This window comes from Psychromonas sp. KJ10-5, assembly GCF_055808325.1.
In genome coordinates this window covers 3,342,460-3,358,903 of the sequence record NZ_CM147864.1, presented here as the reverse complement: position 1 = coordinate 3,358,903, position 16,444 = coordinate 3,342,460, and the positions used below count along the sequence as shown (strand labels likewise).

Here is a 16,444-nt window from a genome sequence, read left to right as displayed (position 1 = left end):
ATCTCCTAATCTTAAGCAGTGTATAACTGTTAAAAAGATCAAGGGGTTCACAATGTATACCAACAAGCTTAAGACATTATTTAAAAACACAAATAAGTGCTTAAGCTTGTATCGCTTTTCATTGCCTCTGCAAAAGCCAATCAACTTTAACGGCCACCAACTCACACAACGACAGGGTTTATGGTTAGTGAAACAAACAGCCGCTGGTGATTATTCAATCGGTGAAATTGCGCCTTTACCTGGCTTTAGTCATGAAACATTGGAGGATTGTGAAGACTACTTATTAGCACTATTGCACAACTCAACAATCACCAAACAGCAAATAGAGACCCTACAAACACTGCCTAGTGTGCAATTTGCAATACACTGTTTATTACAACAAATTCCATGGCAAACTCTTCCCAGCCTTGATCAACAAAGTATTGCCCTATTCCAAGGTAAGCCTGCTGACATTATCCAGCGATATAAAGTATTGAATAATCCCAATGTAGCTAAATTAAAAGTCGGTAGGCTAACAGTGCAAAAAGAGGTTCAACTGATCAAAGCGTTAATCAAAGTGAACCCTAAGATACGTTTTAGATTGGATGCAAATCAGCAATGGGATAAACAAACCTATGTTTTTTTTCTAAAAAATATTAACGCGCAACATATTGATTATATAGAAGAGCCAACTCAGTCAATGGCAGATAATATAAGAGTCGCCCAACGATATGAGAGTCGTTTAGGGTTAGATGAGAGTCTCTTAACTGCCGTAACCTTACCTATTGATAGTAGCATTAAAGCATTGGTACTTAAGCCAACTTTAATTGGCGATCCTGATCGTATCAATGATCTACTGATTCATGCACAGCAATATAATCTGCAAGTGACTATCAGTGCATGCTTTGAGTCCCCTATTGCCCTTAACCAACTGCGAGCTTTAGCACAACACTGGCAACAACAAACACAGCTTAATATTGCGTTAGGCTTAGACACACAACAAGCGTTTACTGAAGACATTCAGCATCGAATAATAAGTACAAGGGCTCAACTTGAGGCTTACTTAAAAAAGGCGAAACGCTTATGGTAACTTTAATCGATCAATGTCCAGTTCGTTATCATGCGATCAATCAAGGGCAGCAAATAGCAATACAAGATGATCAACAACCGTTAACTTACCAACAACTAGATAATCAATTGACCCTACTGGCTGAACAACTAGAGCAACAAACAACATTAGTTTCATACCAAACAAAAACAGATAAATCTGAAGCTAATAGACTCATTTGCATTGCAAGTAACGGTCTGCAATTACTATTGTTACAACTATTATGCTTACGCACAGGCTGGTTATTCTGCCCTTTAAACCCCCGCTTTACTGATACAGAAATACAACAGAGATTAACAGTACTAAACAGCCCTTATTGCTGGGTAGAAGATGATTCTTGCCACGAGGGATTAAAAACAATAACTATCAATTTCGCTTTTTCCCCTTTACCTAGCAAGCAATCAACGGCGTTAAGTATTGATTCCCTTCAGCCCTGCAATATTATTTTCACCTCAGGCAGTAGTGGTTTTCCAAAAGCGATTGTGCACCATTACCAGAATCACTTTTTCAGTGCATTAGGCTCACAAAGCTTAATCCCACTGCAAAACAAAGATCATAATTTACTATCGCTACCACTTTTTCATGTTAGTGGTTACGCTACAGTAATACGAACTATTATCGCAGGCGCTACCCTTGAGTTAAGCCATCAACCACTCAGTTATGACCTCATATATGACAGAAAGATAACTCACCTTTCCTTAGTGTCTACTCAATTAATACGCTTATTAAAAGACGCTAGGTTTTCTCCACAAAAGACCAAGATTAAACACCTCTTATTGGGTGGCAGTGCTTTCTCAGAGACATTATTAAGCGCATTAGCAATACGCTCATTTACTTATCACCTCAGTTATGGCTGTACTGAAATGGCTTCTCAAGTAGCGACGTCAAATAAGAATAACCAATTGACAATACTGCCCTATCGACAGGTAAAAATAGAAAACAATGAGATATTCTTGCGTGGAAAAACACGCTTTATTGGCTATTTTGAGGAAAATAAATTGCTCACAATCCCCCCACAAAAATGGTTAAGTTGCGGTGATTGTGGGCAATTACAAGGTAATCAATTAATTATTTCGGGAAGAAAAGACAGGCAATTTATTAGTGGTGGAGAAAATATACAGCCCGAAGAGATAGAAATACTTTGCTTACAACATAATAATGTAGAAAACGCCTATATCTACCCAATTCAAGATCCACAATATGGGCAACGCCTTGCCCTTTTTGTTGCATTTACTGAGATAGACTCAACTTACTTTAGGCAATATTGTAAGCAATTAGAGCACTACCTTAGCCAACAGCTAACAAGTTTCAAACTTCCACTACATTATCTACCTTGGCCAACACTAAAAGGTGCGAACACGCTGAAAGTTACTCAACAACACTTTAAAGACAGTTTATTAAAACGAGGATTAATTGCCTAAACCACGCCTAATGCCTTGCTCATAAACCACTTGCTCAGCTTCTTTAATCAAGGCAGATAAGTCATCATGAATCGCTGATTTATATTCAACAATGCCAGTGTCACATACTAAACGATAGGCTAAATCAGCCTCTACATTAAATCTTTTAATTGCCTCATCTAAACGTGCAAACTTCCCTGAGTCAATCACCTCGTATTCACTATCATTCATTAAAACAACAAACTCGTCATTACCGATGCGCGCAATAATATCTGTTTCACGGAATGTATCTTTTAATAGTTCAGCAAAACACGTAATTAACTTTTCACTTGCAGCAGTACCATGCTCTGCGCTTATTTTATTAAGCCCTATAATATTTAGATACAATACAAAAAAGGGTTTCTTCGCTCGTGCTGCAAGACGGAAATAGTTCTCGCCAGCATTGATTAAACCACGGTAATTTAATACTCCGGTCAACTCATCACTTAGTACTAATTCATGATTCTTATCTAATAGTGACTTGTTAATGGTGATATCGTTAGTTAACTCCACAACACCTTGAATCTTTTTATCTACTGTATAATAAGGGTGGTAACTGACTTCATAAGTAAATGCTTCGCCTTGATCATTATGTTTGATAGTTTCGATACGTTGTGGAGCCTTTAATATACGACTTTTATGTAGCGCACAAACACTCGTATGACACTCCATACAACTAAATACCGCTTCACAATCACTGCTTAAGAATTCATTAGTAACCCCGCCATTAATCATCCTCAATGCTTTATTAACGTAAGTTACATGCCCTTCTAAATTAAATATCCTCACGCCAAACGGCAGAATATCCATAAACTGGGATTGATCAAATAAAGAGGATTTTAGCTTTTTATTAAGAGACTTATAATTACTGACATCATTAATATAGCCAACAAAACCTTGCTTAGGCATCCCCTGTTCAGCCATTGAAAAACAGTACATTTTATAAGTTAAATCTTCATCACCTTTAACTTGTTCAGATTCAACTTCAAGATACCCACCAGCTTCTTCGACATCAGACATTGGGACCTTAAAAGCTTCAAAATCATGATCATAACTAGCATCTCGATTAAATAGTTTCCTTTTACTTAGTGCAAAAAATTCACAAAAAGCTTTATTGGCACCACAATATTGATTGTTATTGTTTTTAAGATAAATAGGAAATGGCATGGCATCTAAAAATCGCTGAAATGACACTTTTATTTGATATAAGTGGGCTGATTTTTTCAGTGCATATAAAAAGATAACAACTAACAACAAGGCTAAAATAAATGTAATAACATTAAATTCTGCACTAGAGATATAGAGTTTCATCGTCGGCATAAAGGTCACTAGCCCCCCAACGTGGTAACCATATATATTGCTAATAGGCATAAACATAACCACGCCATCACGCCCATTAATCTTCGTATTAAAAGAGAAACGTTTGAGCTGTAATAACTTTGCACTCTGCTCAGCAGTTAATTTACTTTTTAATTCTGTTAAGTCTTCATCGGATAAGGTCGCTTTATCTGTATCTTCATTGCCTCGATTAAGGCTAATTAAAAAACTCTTCGATAGAGGCGTGTTCCGATAAATATTATTTTTTCGTGTTACCGCTAATAAAGGTCTTTTTGCCCACATATATTGAGACGTAACCTCGCTCCCATCAGCTAAAGAGTTTTGTATTTTTGCCAAGGGAAGGGATAACTCAACAACCGCAATAAATTCATTAGAAGCATTGAAAACAGGGAAGAAATATCGATATACATAACGCCCATTCTTTAAGGACAATCCAGAAAAAGGTTTATGTTTTTTAATGACTTTTTCCAAACCAATTTTATTATTAGCAAGCTGAACATCAGAAGCCCCTTGTTGATCCAAATGAAGTAACAATTGACTGTTAGTCAGATATATTTGCTGGAAAGGAAATTTTTTACGGCTGATTTTAAACTGAGGTTGCAGGCTCTGATATAGCTGTTCGGTTACTTCTTGTAATTTTTCGGGCGACTCTTTTGCTTGATTCGCTTGATCTAAAAGCATTGCAATAGCCTGATTTCCATATTGCAATTCAAACAGTAATGTTGCGTTGGATTTGGTTTGAGCAAGTGTCGACATAAAACTGTTATATACAGTTCTTTCTACTAATTTACGTTGCTGTCTTTGGCTTTCATCGTCTGACATCACAATAAAAATGGCAATAATTAACGCCATCATTATGCTAAAAAAGATAAAATCAAAAAAGTAAAAACGCTTTGCTCTCAACATTTTAGACCTAAAATAATCAAAAATAAAATAGAGTATATACTAACTCACTTAAAATATTCAGCTACAAAATAGTCATTTGAAGTAATAATCGGTAGAATAAATCCTCCTGAAAATAGAGAGCAATTTATGGAAGCATATACACTAAAACTGAGTTTTATTCACCCTCGATATTGGCTATCTTGGTTAGGCATTTGTGCTTTATTTTTATCCTCATTGCTTCCTTATTCCACTCTACTTAAACTCGGTAGATTGGTAGGCCGTATTTCAATTCCCTTTGCGAAGCAACGTTTCCATACCGCTCGTCGTAATCTTGAACTATGCTTTCCAGAATTAAGTGAAGAGGAGGTTGACGCCAAGGTTAAAACCAATTTTGAGAATACTGGTATTGCTTTGTTTGAAATGGGCATGGCATGGTTTTGGCCTACTTGGCGTGTGCGTGGTCTATTAAGTGTACGAGGTTTAGATAACCTTGAACACGCAATGCGACAAGACCAAGGTATTATCTTTTTAGGGGCCCATTTCTTAACCTTAGAAATGGGAGCGCGAGCATTGGGATTAATACACCCGTGCTATCCAGTTTATAGAAAAAACAGCAATCAAGTTTTAGATTATTGGTTTTACCGAGGTCGTAGTCGTGAACATAAAGCGATGTTAGATCGTAAAGACTTCAAAGCGATGCTACGTGTATTAAAAACTGGCCAATCATTATGGTATGCACCAGACCATGACTACGGCAGACATAAAAGCAGTGTCTTCGCACCGTTTTTTAATGTGGAGAAAGCGAATACGGTTTCTGGCACCAGTACCTTAGCTCGCGTTAAAAACAGCGTAGTAATTCCTTTATTTTTAAAACGTTTACCTGGCACTGAAGGCTATGAGCTTATCTTTAATCCTCCGCTTGTGGATTTCCCAAGTAATGATGTTATTGCTGATACGACTCGTACCAATCAAGAGATTGAAAAAATGGTGAAGGAGTGTGACGACCAATATATGTGGTTACATCGTCGTTTTAAAACCCGCCCTGAAGGCGAAGCCTCGTTTTATAAATAGTCTTTCTATAATGAGTAAAGCTAACGACAATAGTTAGCTTTACTCAGAATTTTCAAAACTTTCTTATTACTGATTAAAAAGCTGTTTCCAAATTGCCACTACCCATTCTCTTTCTTCAGCAAATTGATCCACCACTGTGATACGAGCTTCTTTACCTAACGTTAAACGGTGTGCTGTATCTCGAATATGACAATAGGCATTACTCAATTGTGTCGTTTGCTTTTCAGTTAATAATCCAGCCTCTCGGCAGGCATTAAAAATACGTAAGTTATCCGACCATTGTGTGAGCAACTCTGGATGTTGATGTGCATATGCTAATACGAGATATTGCGCAATAAACTCAATATCAACCATGCCTCCTGGCGATTGTTTCAAGTCAAACTGCCCTGCAGTTGCTCTATTTAAATGAGTACGCATTTTATTGCGCATCGCAACAACATCGTTACTCAATTTATCTTTATCTCGTTCCTGACTTAATACTTGGCAACGAATAGCCTTAAACTCTTCTAGCATATCTTGATCAATAAAAACTGGACGAGTGCGAACTAAGGCTTGATGCTCCCATGTCCATGCTTCTTCTACTAGATAGCGTTTGAAACCACCTAATCCGGCTACTAATGGCCCTGCATTACCGGAGGGGCGTAACCGCATATCAATTTCATACAATATTCCAGAGTTAGTTCGCGAGCTAAACAAGTGGATAATGCGTTGTGCTAAACGAAAGTAGAATAAACGATTATCAATAGGACGACTGCCACTGGTCTCACCAGCAATATGCGTATCATGTAAAAACACCACATCAAGATCGGAACCATAACCTAACTCAAACCCACCCATTTTTCCGTAAGCAATGACAGCAAAGCCTTTACGGTCAGTCCCTACAACATTACTAGGAAAACCAAATTTATCAGTAATCTGCGTCCACGCTATCTGTACCACATAGTCCAAAATTGCTTCGCTCAAGGCAGTCAGATGATCACTAACCTGCGGTAATTTAATACCTTTGGCAATATCCGCAGTGGCAATATGCAAAAATTGCATCTGTTTAAACTGACGTAATGCTTCCATCTGTTGCTCCATATCCTCTTCGGGAATACGTAACATAAACTGCTGTAACTCACTACGATAGTTATCTAAACCTGTAGGATGGTAAAGCTTTGCAGGGTCTAATAGCTCATCTAACAAAATAGGATGACGAGCCAATTGTTCAGAGACACGATAACTCTCCGAACATAGCTTCAATAATTGCTTTAATGCACCTTCATTCTCATTTAATAATTCTAAATAAGCGGTTCGACGCATGATCTTGATGAGTAGGTGATGGATACGATCAAACAATTGATCTGGTTGAGGATACTCACATATCAAAGCAATGATTCTCGGCAATAACTTATCAATCGTCTCTTGTCCTCTTGGCCCGATTGGACGACGACTCATATCTTGCTTAAGCGAAACAATCATCTTAGCGAAATGGGTTATTTGTATTGTTGTGACCTGCTCACAGGTAACACTGTCAGATAAGAGAGGCTCCATCTCTTCGCTAGCAAGTGCTAACTCCCAAATTTCAACAAAGGCTTGCTCTGCTTCATGGTGTTGCTCTTCAGACTCACCCACCACCCAATTAAACTCATTATTTACCTTCTCCATGACTCGCGTTAAGTGTGCATAAAAACCTTGCCAATCTGCAAATTTTAATACTGTGACTAAACGTAATCGATCTAACTCATTATCTGGCAGTGTTTGAGTTTGTTGATCACCTATTTGTTGGAGAACATTTTCCACCGTGCGTAGGAATCGATAAGATGCTAGCAAACAATCAACTCGTTGTTGTGGCAATATCTCTAAGTCAGCAATCACCTGCAAAGCTTGCTCTAAGCCTTTACACTGTAATTCGATATTGCGACCGCCATGAATTAATTGAAAAGCCTGTACCACAAATTCAATTTCACGAATCCCACCCATTCCTAATTTAATGTTATCTTTTAAGCCCTTTCTTCGCACTTCAGCACTGATCATTGCTTTCATTTTTCGTAAAGAATCTATTGCACTGAAGTCAATATAACGCCTAAATACAAAAGGCCGCAACATCGCTATTAAGGCAACTTTATCAGGTCCCTCTTTACCCAATACTCGCGCTTTTACCATGGCATAACGTTCCCACTCTCGACCATGAGTTTGGTAATAGTCTTCTAAAGAATTAAAGCTAGACACCAGGGGGCCGGATTCACCAAAGGGACGTAAACGCATATCCACTCGATAGACAAAACCATCGACAGTGATTTGATGAAGTGCAGCAATTAAACGCTGACCTAATTTTGTGAAGAAAACTGAGTTTTCAACCTGTCTACGTCCACCTTGAGTATGACCTTTTTCAGGATAAGCAAATATGAGGTCAATATCAGAAGAAAAGTTAAGTTCTTGACCACCTAATTTACCCATCGCAAAAATATATAAGCGTTGCTGTTCACCAGATTCACCAATTGGAGTGCCTTGCTCTTTGCACTGACGTTCATATAACCAATCTGTACTTTGTTGTATCAGTTGATCAGCAAGGAAGGAGGTCTGCGCTAAGCTTTCTTGAAGCGAACTTATGTTTAACAGTTCTCGCCATGCAATCACCACCATATGCTTGCGTCTAAATAATCGTAAAGTTTGATGTAATTCAAGCTCGGTTTGCACTGTCTCTAATTGTGCTTGCAACTCACTTTGTATTAACGTATTTCTATCTTCACTCTGCAGTAACTCACTGGCAAAAAGTATTTCAAGCAAGTTAGGCTGCTTTATTAATGACTCAGCAACAAAGTCACTCAAGGCACATAAATCATATACTTGCTGCTTCTGTTGTTCATTTAGAAAAGATAAGTCCAAACGTTCACTGAGTTGTAGAAAATGTTTATCTGCGATTTCTATTAATAAAGACATAAAGTACCTAAAAGAAAGGTTAAACCATTCATTAACTTAACAGTTGTTGTGAAACCGATCAGTAGTTTTCAACATTTAATCATTGAAAACTAATTTAAACACCGCATTATTATAATATTGGTCACAGAGCGGACTTATTAATAATCATTATGCACAATTAAGACTTTGTTCATTATCGCAGCAGGTTGAACGATCAACTTGCATAAATAAAAACATAAATCCATTGACATATAATGACAAGACTACTAAATTAATAGTCACAAGACATTTAATGTCAAACATGGTTAAGGAACACGATGAATATTCATACTATTGCTACCCATTTAAATAAGTTAGCAGACGATACCGAAACGGGCTTTAATTTTGACTGTACACCAATCAATGGCGAAATAGATGTGCTACAGGTAGAAATCATTGGTCGCGAAGAGATCCCTATTTTTGTTTCTATTAGTGATAACCAAATTTTATGCATCGCCTACTTGTGGGGTGAAGATGAGATTAAAACTGAACTGAAAGCGAATATGATGGAAGCAATGTTAGAGATGAACATTCCAATGCCATTATCAGCTTTTGCTAAAGTCGAAAACAAATATGTTGTTTTTGGCGCGCTATCTATTAACTCAAGCCTTGAAGATATTGAGCTTGAACTAGTCACTTTAAGCGATAATAGCCTTGAAGTAATTAGTGAAATGGATAGTTACTTAAAATAATTTGGAGTGAATAATGAGCATATTTAAAAAGATTATTACAGCAGTACGTGGTGGCGCAACTGAAGCCGGTGAAGCAATTGTTGACGCTAACGCAACACGCATTTTTGAACAAGAGATCCGTGATTCTGAAAAACATATCACTATCGCAAAACGTGACTTAACTGAAGTGATGGCAAAACAGATGCAAGCAGCGCGTGAATTAGCGCAACTACAAGCAAGTATCAAAGAGCACGAAGGTTATGCAATGCAAGCGCTTAATCAAGGTAATGAAGCCTTAGCGATTGAAGTAGCAGAAAAAATAGCTGAATTAGAAAGCAGTGCAGCTGACCAACAACAAGCAAACGAAAGCTTTTTAAGTAGCGCAGATCGTTTGAAAGAACTGATCAAGAAAAGTGAACGTCAATTAACTGAATATAAACGCCAGTTAACCATGGTAAAGACCACTGAAAGTGTGCAAAAAGCAACATCAGCGATTACCGATAACTTTTCAGCAAGTAATTCTAAACTATTGAATGCTAAAGATTCATTAGAAAGAATTAAGAAAAAACAAGCTATGTTTGATGATAAACTAAAAGCAGCTGAGCAATTAGAGGCTGAAACACCAGAACAAACATTAAAAAGCAAACTACAAGATGCCGGCATTGGCGCACAGCAAACCAGTGCACAATCAGTGTTGGATCGTTTAAAGAAAAAATAAGGGCTTTGTAGTTTAGCCCTATCCAAAACACGACCTGCACTTGCTCGTCGTGTTTTTTGCCATATAAAATAGTATATAGTACCAATCTTGCTTGTTTAAGGAGCACCATGAGCTTTCTATCTTCACTATTTAAAAAGAAACCCGTAGCACCTACTCGTATTCTTAATGAGCCTAAGCAATTATTACAAGGTGATATATTTTGTTTTGGTGATAGCTTTGCGTTACCGGAAGCAATGCGCAAACAACAATTACAAGTCACTGATATCACGACTGTTGAATTTCAACATGAGCACTATGTTCAATTAACTAGCCAAGGTGCAAGTGATAAATTGGTTTACTTAAGCTTTCCCAAGAACCCTAAAAACTTAATCAAATGTAGTTTGCTATTAAGTCGTGCAGAGGTTGAGGCTTTATTTGATTTAGATGCATTTTCTGAGATTTTTGAAGCGCCTGGTAAAGCCAGGTTAACGCCTCTTACTGAACAACATAATTACGGTGACATGTTAGCCTCTGAATATATCCAACAAGATTTTGAAACCTCGGGTTATATCCATCAAGCAGACTATCGTGATACTCAACCACCACAATTTACTGATCAAAACCACGGTAGAGAGTTTCAATATTTTTCACTTGAAGGTAATAAAGAGTTACGAGGCATTGATATTTTCATTTTTGAAAATGGTGATACTGACGTTTATTTATCTAGTTTTCGACCTGCCAATGATATTGCAGAATTATGGATCAAAGGAGAGTAAGCATGCCAAACGGTGAATTACCTAAAAAATGGCAGCAATCGGCTAAAGTAGTCAAAGCAGTACAAATTGCTTTTGATATGGATAGCAAATTGCAATATAGCATTCGCCGTAGTGCCTTAGATGAAGGGATTAGCCCTTCAGAAAAGATCCGAGATTTATTAGAACTGCCAACACATAAAAAGCCAAAACGTCCTCGTTTAACCGTAAGCTTAAGCGCCGATGATTATGTACAGTTGGGCTTACGTTATAATATCCCTGCTGAAAACCAGTTAGATATCAAAAAGTGTGTCGTTGAAGAGTTAACACAATTTGCCTCTGGTAGTGAATATTTTGAGCAAGCAGAATAAATAGGTAAGCAATATCAGAATAGATATTGAAATCAACCAATGCATTACAATAAACTTGAAAACAAGCACAGTTAAATTGTGCTTATTTTCACACCTAATCGCTATTTTTTCACTAATAACACCGTGTAACCTAAAATTTCATCAGTCATTTCAGTCACTTCTTGCAGCACCACTACAGAACCTTCGACTATCTCTTTCACCTGAACGAGATTGGTATTAATGTCATCGGCAACAGTAGCTTGCTCTTTAGCCGCTGATGCGATTTGGTAGTTTAAGTCTGAGATGTGGCTTACTTTACCTACAATATTCGATAACTTAATGCCAGCTTTCGTTACTTCAGTTACTCCAACTTCCGCTTCTTTCACACTACTGTCCATTAATCCTACTGCCTGCTGTGCACTTTGCTGTAATAGTTCAATCATCGCTTGAATCTCAACAGTTGCATCTTGAGTACGTTTCGCTAGATTACGCACCTCATCGGCAACAACCGCAAAGCCTCGGCCTGCTTCACCAGCACGAGCCGCTTCAATTGCAGCATTTAAAGCCAGTAAGTTAGTTTGGTCTGAAATGCTACGAATAGTATCAACAACACTACCGATACTTTCTACTTTTGATTCAACATTATTCACTGCCGTTGCTGAATCATCGATATTACGAGAAAGAGAATTAATCGAGGCAATGGTTGCATCAACTGCTTGACGCCCTTCCTCTGCAACCATTGAGGCTTCTAATGTAGAAGCAGAAGCACTTTCAGCATTATCTTCAACTTCACGTACCGCAGCTGTCATCTGATTCATCGCAGTTGCTAATGACTCTATTTGATCAAACTCTTCGGCAATAGAATCGTTGATCATTTCCATGCATGAGCCAAATTGCTCAGTGACTTCATGCAATTTTCCTAGGGTATTTTTATCTGCTTCACTTTGTTGGTTAGCGCCAGCAGCTTGGTTACTGGCAAAAAAATACAATTGTGAAAAAACGCCTTTTAATTGTTCTGGTTGAGATAAGTCCGGATCTTGAAGATAGCTCTGTAATACCGATAACTGCTTTTGATTGCAGTAGTCCTGCCAAACAACAAAAAGACTTAATAAAAATAACAGAATAAAAACAGGGATCAGGCTAAACGAAAAAAATTGACTAAGTATCAGCGCAACGACTGCACCCAATACAAATAAAAGAATACCTTTACTTAATGCAGAAGTATTAACGAGTTGTTTTTCTAAACCGTTTAATTGTATTTTTTCCATAAAATCGCTCAAATGTAAGTAAATAATGGCAATCATATTAAGTTAATCTGATTGCCATAAAGTAAAGGAAGATAACCATGAATAGGTTATCGGCCTTTAGATTCAAAACATTAGCTTAATCTACCGAAAAAATTATCCAATTAGGAGTAAATATAAAGGGATTGTGATCCACTCACTATTATAAGGCTCACTTCTCCCTGTTACGGAGAAAATTTAGTGCTCAGACTCTAACCAGTACATTTCATTCGCAACCGCATATTGTTTAGATTGCTCGATGGCACTTAACAATGAATACTGTTTACGTTTCACCCACTTTAAGTATTCATTTCTAATTTCATTATCTTCCTCTTCGAGCGCCTGTTCATAGATAGCGTCTAACATTGAAAGCTCCTGCATTCCTTGGTAAATATCTAACCATGGATAGCAATACTCAACACTACGCTGTGCATCAAATAGATTACCAAAACTAAACCCAGTCATTAAGTTCGTCGCTAATAACCCTTGATGCTGTAATAGGTTTTCAATCGTTAATATTGGCTCTGCAGATAATTCAGCTTTTAATTTAGACCACCCCTCGGTTAATACTTTATCTGAGAAAGATAATAGGGAGTCTGAGTTTTGCTCTTTCTGAGCCGTCTTTTCTAGTTTAATTAACCACTCAGTTAACCCTAATACAAAATGGCAATAGCGCGAACTATGCAACATGTTGAAGATATCTTCTTCACTCGGTAAAGCTTGCTCTGCTAAACGTAGATTCTTTTGAAGTTGCTTTAGTTTCGGTAACTTACGAATGTAATAGGCTTTATTTTCTAATAGCTTTTGAAATACCAAGCGCTCATCCACCCATGAGAAGCTTCTTGCTAACCATTGTAAGTCCTCTACCCAGCTATAACCTTTAAAGGAAGTACCAGCATCATGGAACAAGTGAATATTTTGATGCAAAAACATAATACTTTTTTGTAATTCAACCAACGCATTAAAGTCTCCGCCTTCAAGATAGCAATTTTCATGGTATTGAAGGTGTTTTAGGCCATGTTGAAAATTCACAGACAAGGCTTCTTTTAAATCCATTTCCGGCTGTAAATCAGAAAAGTCGATAGGCTTGACAGCAAAACTCGCACCTTCATTCAACATATAGCCACGTTGCGCTTTACTCACATTACCTAAACGAACTTGTGGCAATGAGGCAATATCTTTGCCTAATACAAATAATTGCGCTTCATCACCTTTCACTAACTCCAGCTCAATTTCACAAATATCAGCTTCTTCTTGCGTCGCTGTTATTTTACCGCAGTCATAAGCGACTTCGATCAAAGTGCCATCAGCCATCTCTAATAACCAATGTAAACGTCTAAAATCAGTACTAAACAAGGGTGATAGTTGAGTTTGTAACTGTTCAATATCACAACCTTCAGGCCAAATTTTCTTATTAAATAGCGCTAATTGTGGCTCTAAACCGTCTATCGCTTCATTATATTCAGGTCGTTGATGCAAACCACCAATAACACGACCTGATGTTTTAATGGTTTGTGTGCACTGACCATCAATACGCCTAACTCGCAAGCCCATGTCCATTGATCTTAACGCACGTGTAGGTGTTTCAAAATAAACGTTGTATAACATTTGATTTTTATGGGAAATTACCGTGTATTGGCTGATTTTATGCAATAATTCATCGGCAAAGTGTGCATTGAAAAAAAACTTAATTTCTATTTCTGTTTCCATAATGTTTACCGAAATTACCCTTATTTTGGTGGTTTGGATCATTTTAAATCGTAAATTTTACTGAATAATACTAAATTGATGTTCTATTGTGTGCAAAAGAAAGTTAACATGCGCCGCTTAATAGAAGTCAATAGAACTAGAAAGTGGCAATAATGCCATAAAACTCGAAGGTGAATCATGCCAGTTAATTCGATATTTGGAGTATTTGCAAAATCTCCAATTAAACCAATCCAATTACACATGGACAAAGTCGCAGTATGTAGCGAATTATTGTTGCCATTCTTTGAAGCAAGCTCAAACAATGATTGGGTAAAAGCGGAACAAGTACGTCAACAAATATCTCAGTTTGAACAAGACGCCGATGAGCTTAAGCGTGAATTACGTTTAACGCTACCTAAAGGTCTGTTCATGCCGATTGACCGAGCTGATTTAATTGAGCTAGTTAATCGCCAAGATAAAATTGCTAATACCGCAAAAGATATCGCAGGACGCGTATACGGACGCCAACTACAAATACCAAGTGAAATCTTTGTTGATTTCATGGCGTATATACAACGTAGTTTGGATGCGATCCAACAAGCAAAAAATGCGATTAATGAATTAGATGAACTACTTGAAACCGGCTTTAAAGGTCGTGAAGTGGACATCGTTACTAAGATGATTGAAGTACTTGAAACGATTGAAGATGATACAGACTCATTACAAATCAAACTTCGCCGCAATTTGTTAGCCATTGAAGATAACTACAAACCAGTAGATGTAATGTTTTTGTATAAAATTTTAGAGTGGGTAGGCAGTCTAGCTGACCATTCTGAACTGATCGGCACTCAACTAGAGCTGATCCTAGTAAGATCGTAGCGTTAAGGACTAAATCATGGATATTTTAAACACATACGGCAGTATGCTAATTTTGCTTGCCGGTACAGTCGGCTTTTTGATGGCTTGGGGTATTGGTGCAAATGACGTGGCAAATGCTATGGGCACCTCTGTAGGATCAAAAGCATTAACCATTAAACAAGCGATTATCATCGCGATGATCTTTGAGTTTTCTGGTGCTTATTTAGCAGGTGGAGAAGTAACATCAACAATACGTAAGGGTATTATTGATGCAGCTTACTTTATCGATCAACCTGAATTACTCGTTTATGGTATGACAGCAGCATTATTAGCAGCAGGTTTATGGCTAATTATCGCATCTTTCTACGGTTGGCCTGTCTCAACGACTCACTCGATCGTTGGTGCGATTGTTGGCTTTTCAGCAGTGGGTGTTGGCGTAGATAGTGTTACTTGGAGTAAAGTTGTTGGGATCGTGGGTAGCTGGATTATCACCCCTCTTATCTCGGGTATTATTGCCTACTTGATATTTATGAGCTCTCAAAAGCTAATATTTAATACCAAAGACCCGATAACCAATGCTAAACGTTACGTACCTTTGTATATGTTTTTAGCTGGTTTTGTATTGTCACTAGTGACAATTACGAAAGGTCTTAAACATATCGGCTTACACTTCACAACATTTGAAGCTGTTATCTTAGCAATAGCAATTGGTGTGATCGTAGCCATTATCGGTAAAGTATTTATTAACCGAGTTAAAATAGACCCTAAAGCTGATAAAGAGATGCATTTTGCTAACGTAGAAAAAATCTTTGCTATCTTGATGATAGTAACAGCTTGTGCGATGGCCTTTGCACACGGTTCGAATGATGTAGCAAATGCAATTGGTCCATTAGCTGCAGTAGTTAATATCGTTGAACATGATGGTGAAATTACAGCTAAAGCACAACTTGCTTGGTGGATCTTACCGCTAGGTGGTCTAGGTATCGTATTAGGTCTTGCTATATTCGGTAAGCGCGTAATGGCGACTATTGGTAATGGCATTACTCATTTAACACCAAGCCGTGGTTTTGCCGCTGAATTAGCAGCAGCTTCAACCGTTGTTATCGCATCAGGCACTGGTTTACCTATTTCTACAACACAAACATTAGTAGGTGCGGTATTAGGTGTAGGTATGGCTCGTGGTATTGCGGCATTAAATTTAGGTGTAGTACGTAACATAGTTATCTCTTGGGTGGTAACACTACCTATTGGGGCTGGATTATCTATCTTGTTCTTCTACCTATTAAAAAGTATTTTTTCTTAGTAATTAATACTTCTAAACGAAAAAGAGAGCTTAGGCTCTCTTTTTGCTTTTACTGAGCGGCAATTGCTTTTAGAATGATTG

The 16,444-nt window shown here is 37.7% G+C and carries 13 protein-coding genes; 9 read left to right on the top strand and 4 right to left on the bottom strand.

The window, feature by feature from the left end; genetic code table 11:
* The first annotated feature begins 52 nt into the window (after positions 1 to 52).
* Together menC and AC0L3W_RS14770 are read left to right on the top strand one after the other, a co-directional pair.
* On the top strand, positions 53 to 1,069 hold the full coding sequence (gene menC / locus AC0L3W_RS14775; protein WP_409440196.1) for an o-succinylbenzoate synthase: 1,017 nt from the start codon (positions 53 to 55) through the stop codon (positions 1,067 to 1,069).
* Positions 1,063 to 2,508, top strand: a complete 1,446-nt coding sequence (locus tag AC0L3W_RS14770) for an AMP-binding protein (protein WP_409440197.1) — start codon at positions 1,063 to 1,065, stop codon at positions 2,506 to 2,508. Before menC ends, AC0L3W_RS14770 begins: the two co-directional genes overlap by 7 nt.
* Here AC0L3W_RS14770 and AC0L3W_RS14765 read toward each other — a convergent pair.
* A complete protein-coding gene (locus tag AC0L3W_RS14765) occupies positions 2,497 to 4,770 on the bottom strand; it encodes a diguanylate cyclase domain-containing protein (protein ID WP_409440198.1) in 2,274 nt (757 codons plus the stop codon). The two genes, AC0L3W_RS14770 and AC0L3W_RS14765, sit on opposite strands and share 12 nt — an antisense overlap.
* Positions 4,771 to 4,896: 126 nt before the next feature.
* Between AC0L3W_RS14765 and lpxL the strand changes: the two genes are divergently transcribed.
* Positions 4,897 to 5,820, top strand: coding sequence for an LpxL/LpxP family Kdo(2)-lipid IV(A) lauroyl/palmitoleoyl acyltransferase (lpxL, locus tag AC0L3W_RS14760; protein WP_290040163.1), 924 nt, complete (start codon positions 4,897 to 4,899; stop codon positions 5,818 to 5,820).
* A gap of 66 nt (positions 5,821 to 5,886) precedes the next feature.
* On the opposite strand, the gene glnE is transcribed toward lpxL, so the two are convergent.
* Positions 5,887 to 8,742, bottom strand: coding sequence for a bifunctional [glutamate--ammonia ligase]-adenylyl-L-tyrosine phosphorylase/[glutamate--ammonia-ligase] adenylyltransferase (glnE, locus tag AC0L3W_RS14755; protein ID WP_409440199.1), 2,856 nt, complete (start codon positions 8,740 to 8,742; stop codon positions 5,887 to 5,889).
* A gap of 296 nt (positions 8,743 to 9,038) precedes the next feature.
* On the opposite strand from glnE, the gene AC0L3W_RS14750 reads away from it, so the two are divergent.
* The 4 genes from AC0L3W_RS14750 to AC0L3W_RS14735 all read left to right on the top strand — a co-directional run bounded on the left by AC0L3W_RS14750 (position 9,039) and on the right by AC0L3W_RS14735 (position 11,251).
* Positions 9,039 to 9,452, top strand: a complete 414-nt coding sequence (locus tag AC0L3W_RS14750) for a YjfI family protein (protein WP_290040161.1) — start codon at positions 9,039 to 9,041, stop codon at positions 9,450 to 9,452.
* Between the two features lie 13 nt (positions 9,453 to 9,465).
* Positions 9,466 to 10,149 carry a PspA/IM30 family protein gene (locus AC0L3W_RS14745; protein ID WP_290040159.1) on the top strand — a complete coding sequence of 228 codons (684 nt, stop codon included), beginning with the start codon at positions 9,466 to 9,468 and terminating at the stop codon, positions 10,147 to 10,149.
* A gap of 107 nt (positions 10,150 to 10,256) precedes the next feature.
* Positions 10,257 to 10,904 carry a hypothetical protein gene (locus AC0L3W_RS14740; RefSeq protein ID WP_409440200.1) on the top strand — a complete coding sequence of 216 codons (648 nt, stop codon included), beginning with the start codon at positions 10,257 to 10,259 and terminating at the stop codon, positions 10,902 to 10,904.
* Positions 10,905 to 10,906: 2 nt separating this feature from the next.
* A complete protein-coding gene (locus AC0L3W_RS14735; RefSeq protein ID WP_290040156.1) occupies positions 10,907 to 11,251 on the top strand; it encodes a hypothetical protein in 345 nt (114 codons plus the stop codon).
* 101 nt (positions 11,252 to 11,352) lie between these two features.
* Here the strand turns inward: AC0L3W_RS14735 and AC0L3W_RS14730 are convergent, their stop codons facing one another.
* Complete coding sequence (locus tag AC0L3W_RS14730; protein WP_409440201.1) at positions 11,353 to 12,498, bottom strand: methyl-accepting chemotaxis protein; 1,146 nt, start codon at positions 12,496 to 12,498, stop codon at positions 11,353 to 11,355.
* A 213-nt stretch (positions 12,499 to 12,711) separates the two neighbouring features.
* Complete coding sequence (locus AC0L3W_RS14725; RefSeq protein WP_290040152.1) at positions 12,712 to 14,223, bottom strand: CYTH and CHAD domain-containing protein; 1,512 nt, start codon at positions 14,221 to 14,223, stop codon at positions 12,712 to 12,714.
* Between the two features lie 177 nt (positions 14,224 to 14,400).
* Between AC0L3W_RS14725 and AC0L3W_RS14720 the strand changes: the two genes are divergently transcribed.
* Positions 14,401 to 15,081, top strand: coding sequence for a TIGR00153 family protein (locus AC0L3W_RS14720; protein ID WP_290040150.1), 681 nt, complete (start codon positions 14,401 to 14,403; stop codon positions 15,079 to 15,081).
* A gap of 16 nt (positions 15,082 to 15,097) precedes the next feature.
* Entirely contained in the window at positions 15,098 to 16,363 is a 1,266-nt protein-coding gene (locus AC0L3W_RS14715; protein WP_290040149.1) for an inorganic phosphate transporter, read from the top strand.
* Positions 16,364 to 16,444 lie beyond the last annotated feature (81 nt).

Excerpts from the sequence above, each read along its gene's own strand:
- menC (WP_409440196.1), top strand. The coding sequence starts at position 53 with ATGTATACCAACAAGCTTAAGACATTATTTAAAAACACAAATAAGTGC.
- AC0L3W_RS14770 (WP_409440197.1), top strand. The coding sequence starts at position 1,063 with ATGGTAACTTTAATCGATCAATGTCCAGTTCGTTATCATGCGATCAAT.
- AC0L3W_RS14765 (WP_409440198.1), bottom strand. The coding sequence starts at position 4,770 with ATGTTGAGAGCAAAGCGTTTTTACTTTTTTGATTTTATCTTTTTTAGC.
- lpxL (WP_290040163.1), top strand. The coding sequence starts at position 4,897 with ATGGAAGCATATACACTAAAACTGAGTTTTATTCACCCTCGATATTGG.
- glnE (WP_409440199.1), bottom strand. The coding sequence starts at position 8,742 with ATGTCTTTATTAATAGAAATCGCAGATAAACATTTTCTACAACTCAGT.
- AC0L3W_RS14750 (WP_290040161.1), top strand. The coding sequence starts at position 9,039 with ATGAATATTCATACTATTGCTACCCATTTAAATAAGTTAGCAGACGAT.
- AC0L3W_RS14745 (WP_290040159.1), top strand. The coding sequence starts at position 9,466 with ATGAGCATATTTAAAAAGATTATTACAGCAGTACGTGGTGGCGCAACT.
- AC0L3W_RS14740 (WP_409440200.1), top strand. The coding sequence starts at position 10,257 with ATGAGCTTTCTATCTTCACTATTTAAAAAGAAACCCGTAGCACCTACT.
- AC0L3W_RS14735 (WP_290040156.1), top strand. The coding sequence starts at position 10,907 with ATGCCAAACGGTGAATTACCTAAAAAATGGCAGCAATCGGCTAAAGTA.
- AC0L3W_RS14730 (WP_409440201.1), bottom strand. The coding sequence starts at position 12,498 with ATGGAAAAAATACAATTAAACGGTTTAGAAAAACAACTCGTTAATACT.
- AC0L3W_RS14725 (WP_290040152.1), bottom strand. The coding sequence starts at position 14,223 with ATGGAAACAGAAATAGAAATTAAGTTTTTTTTCAATGCACACTTTGCC.
- AC0L3W_RS14720 (WP_290040150.1), top strand. The coding sequence starts at position 14,401 with ATGCCAGTTAATTCGATATTTGGAGTATTTGCAAAATCTCCAATTAAA.
- AC0L3W_RS14715 (WP_290040149.1), top strand. The coding sequence starts at position 15,098 with ATGGATATTTTAAACACATACGGCAGTATGCTAATTTTGCTTGCCGGT.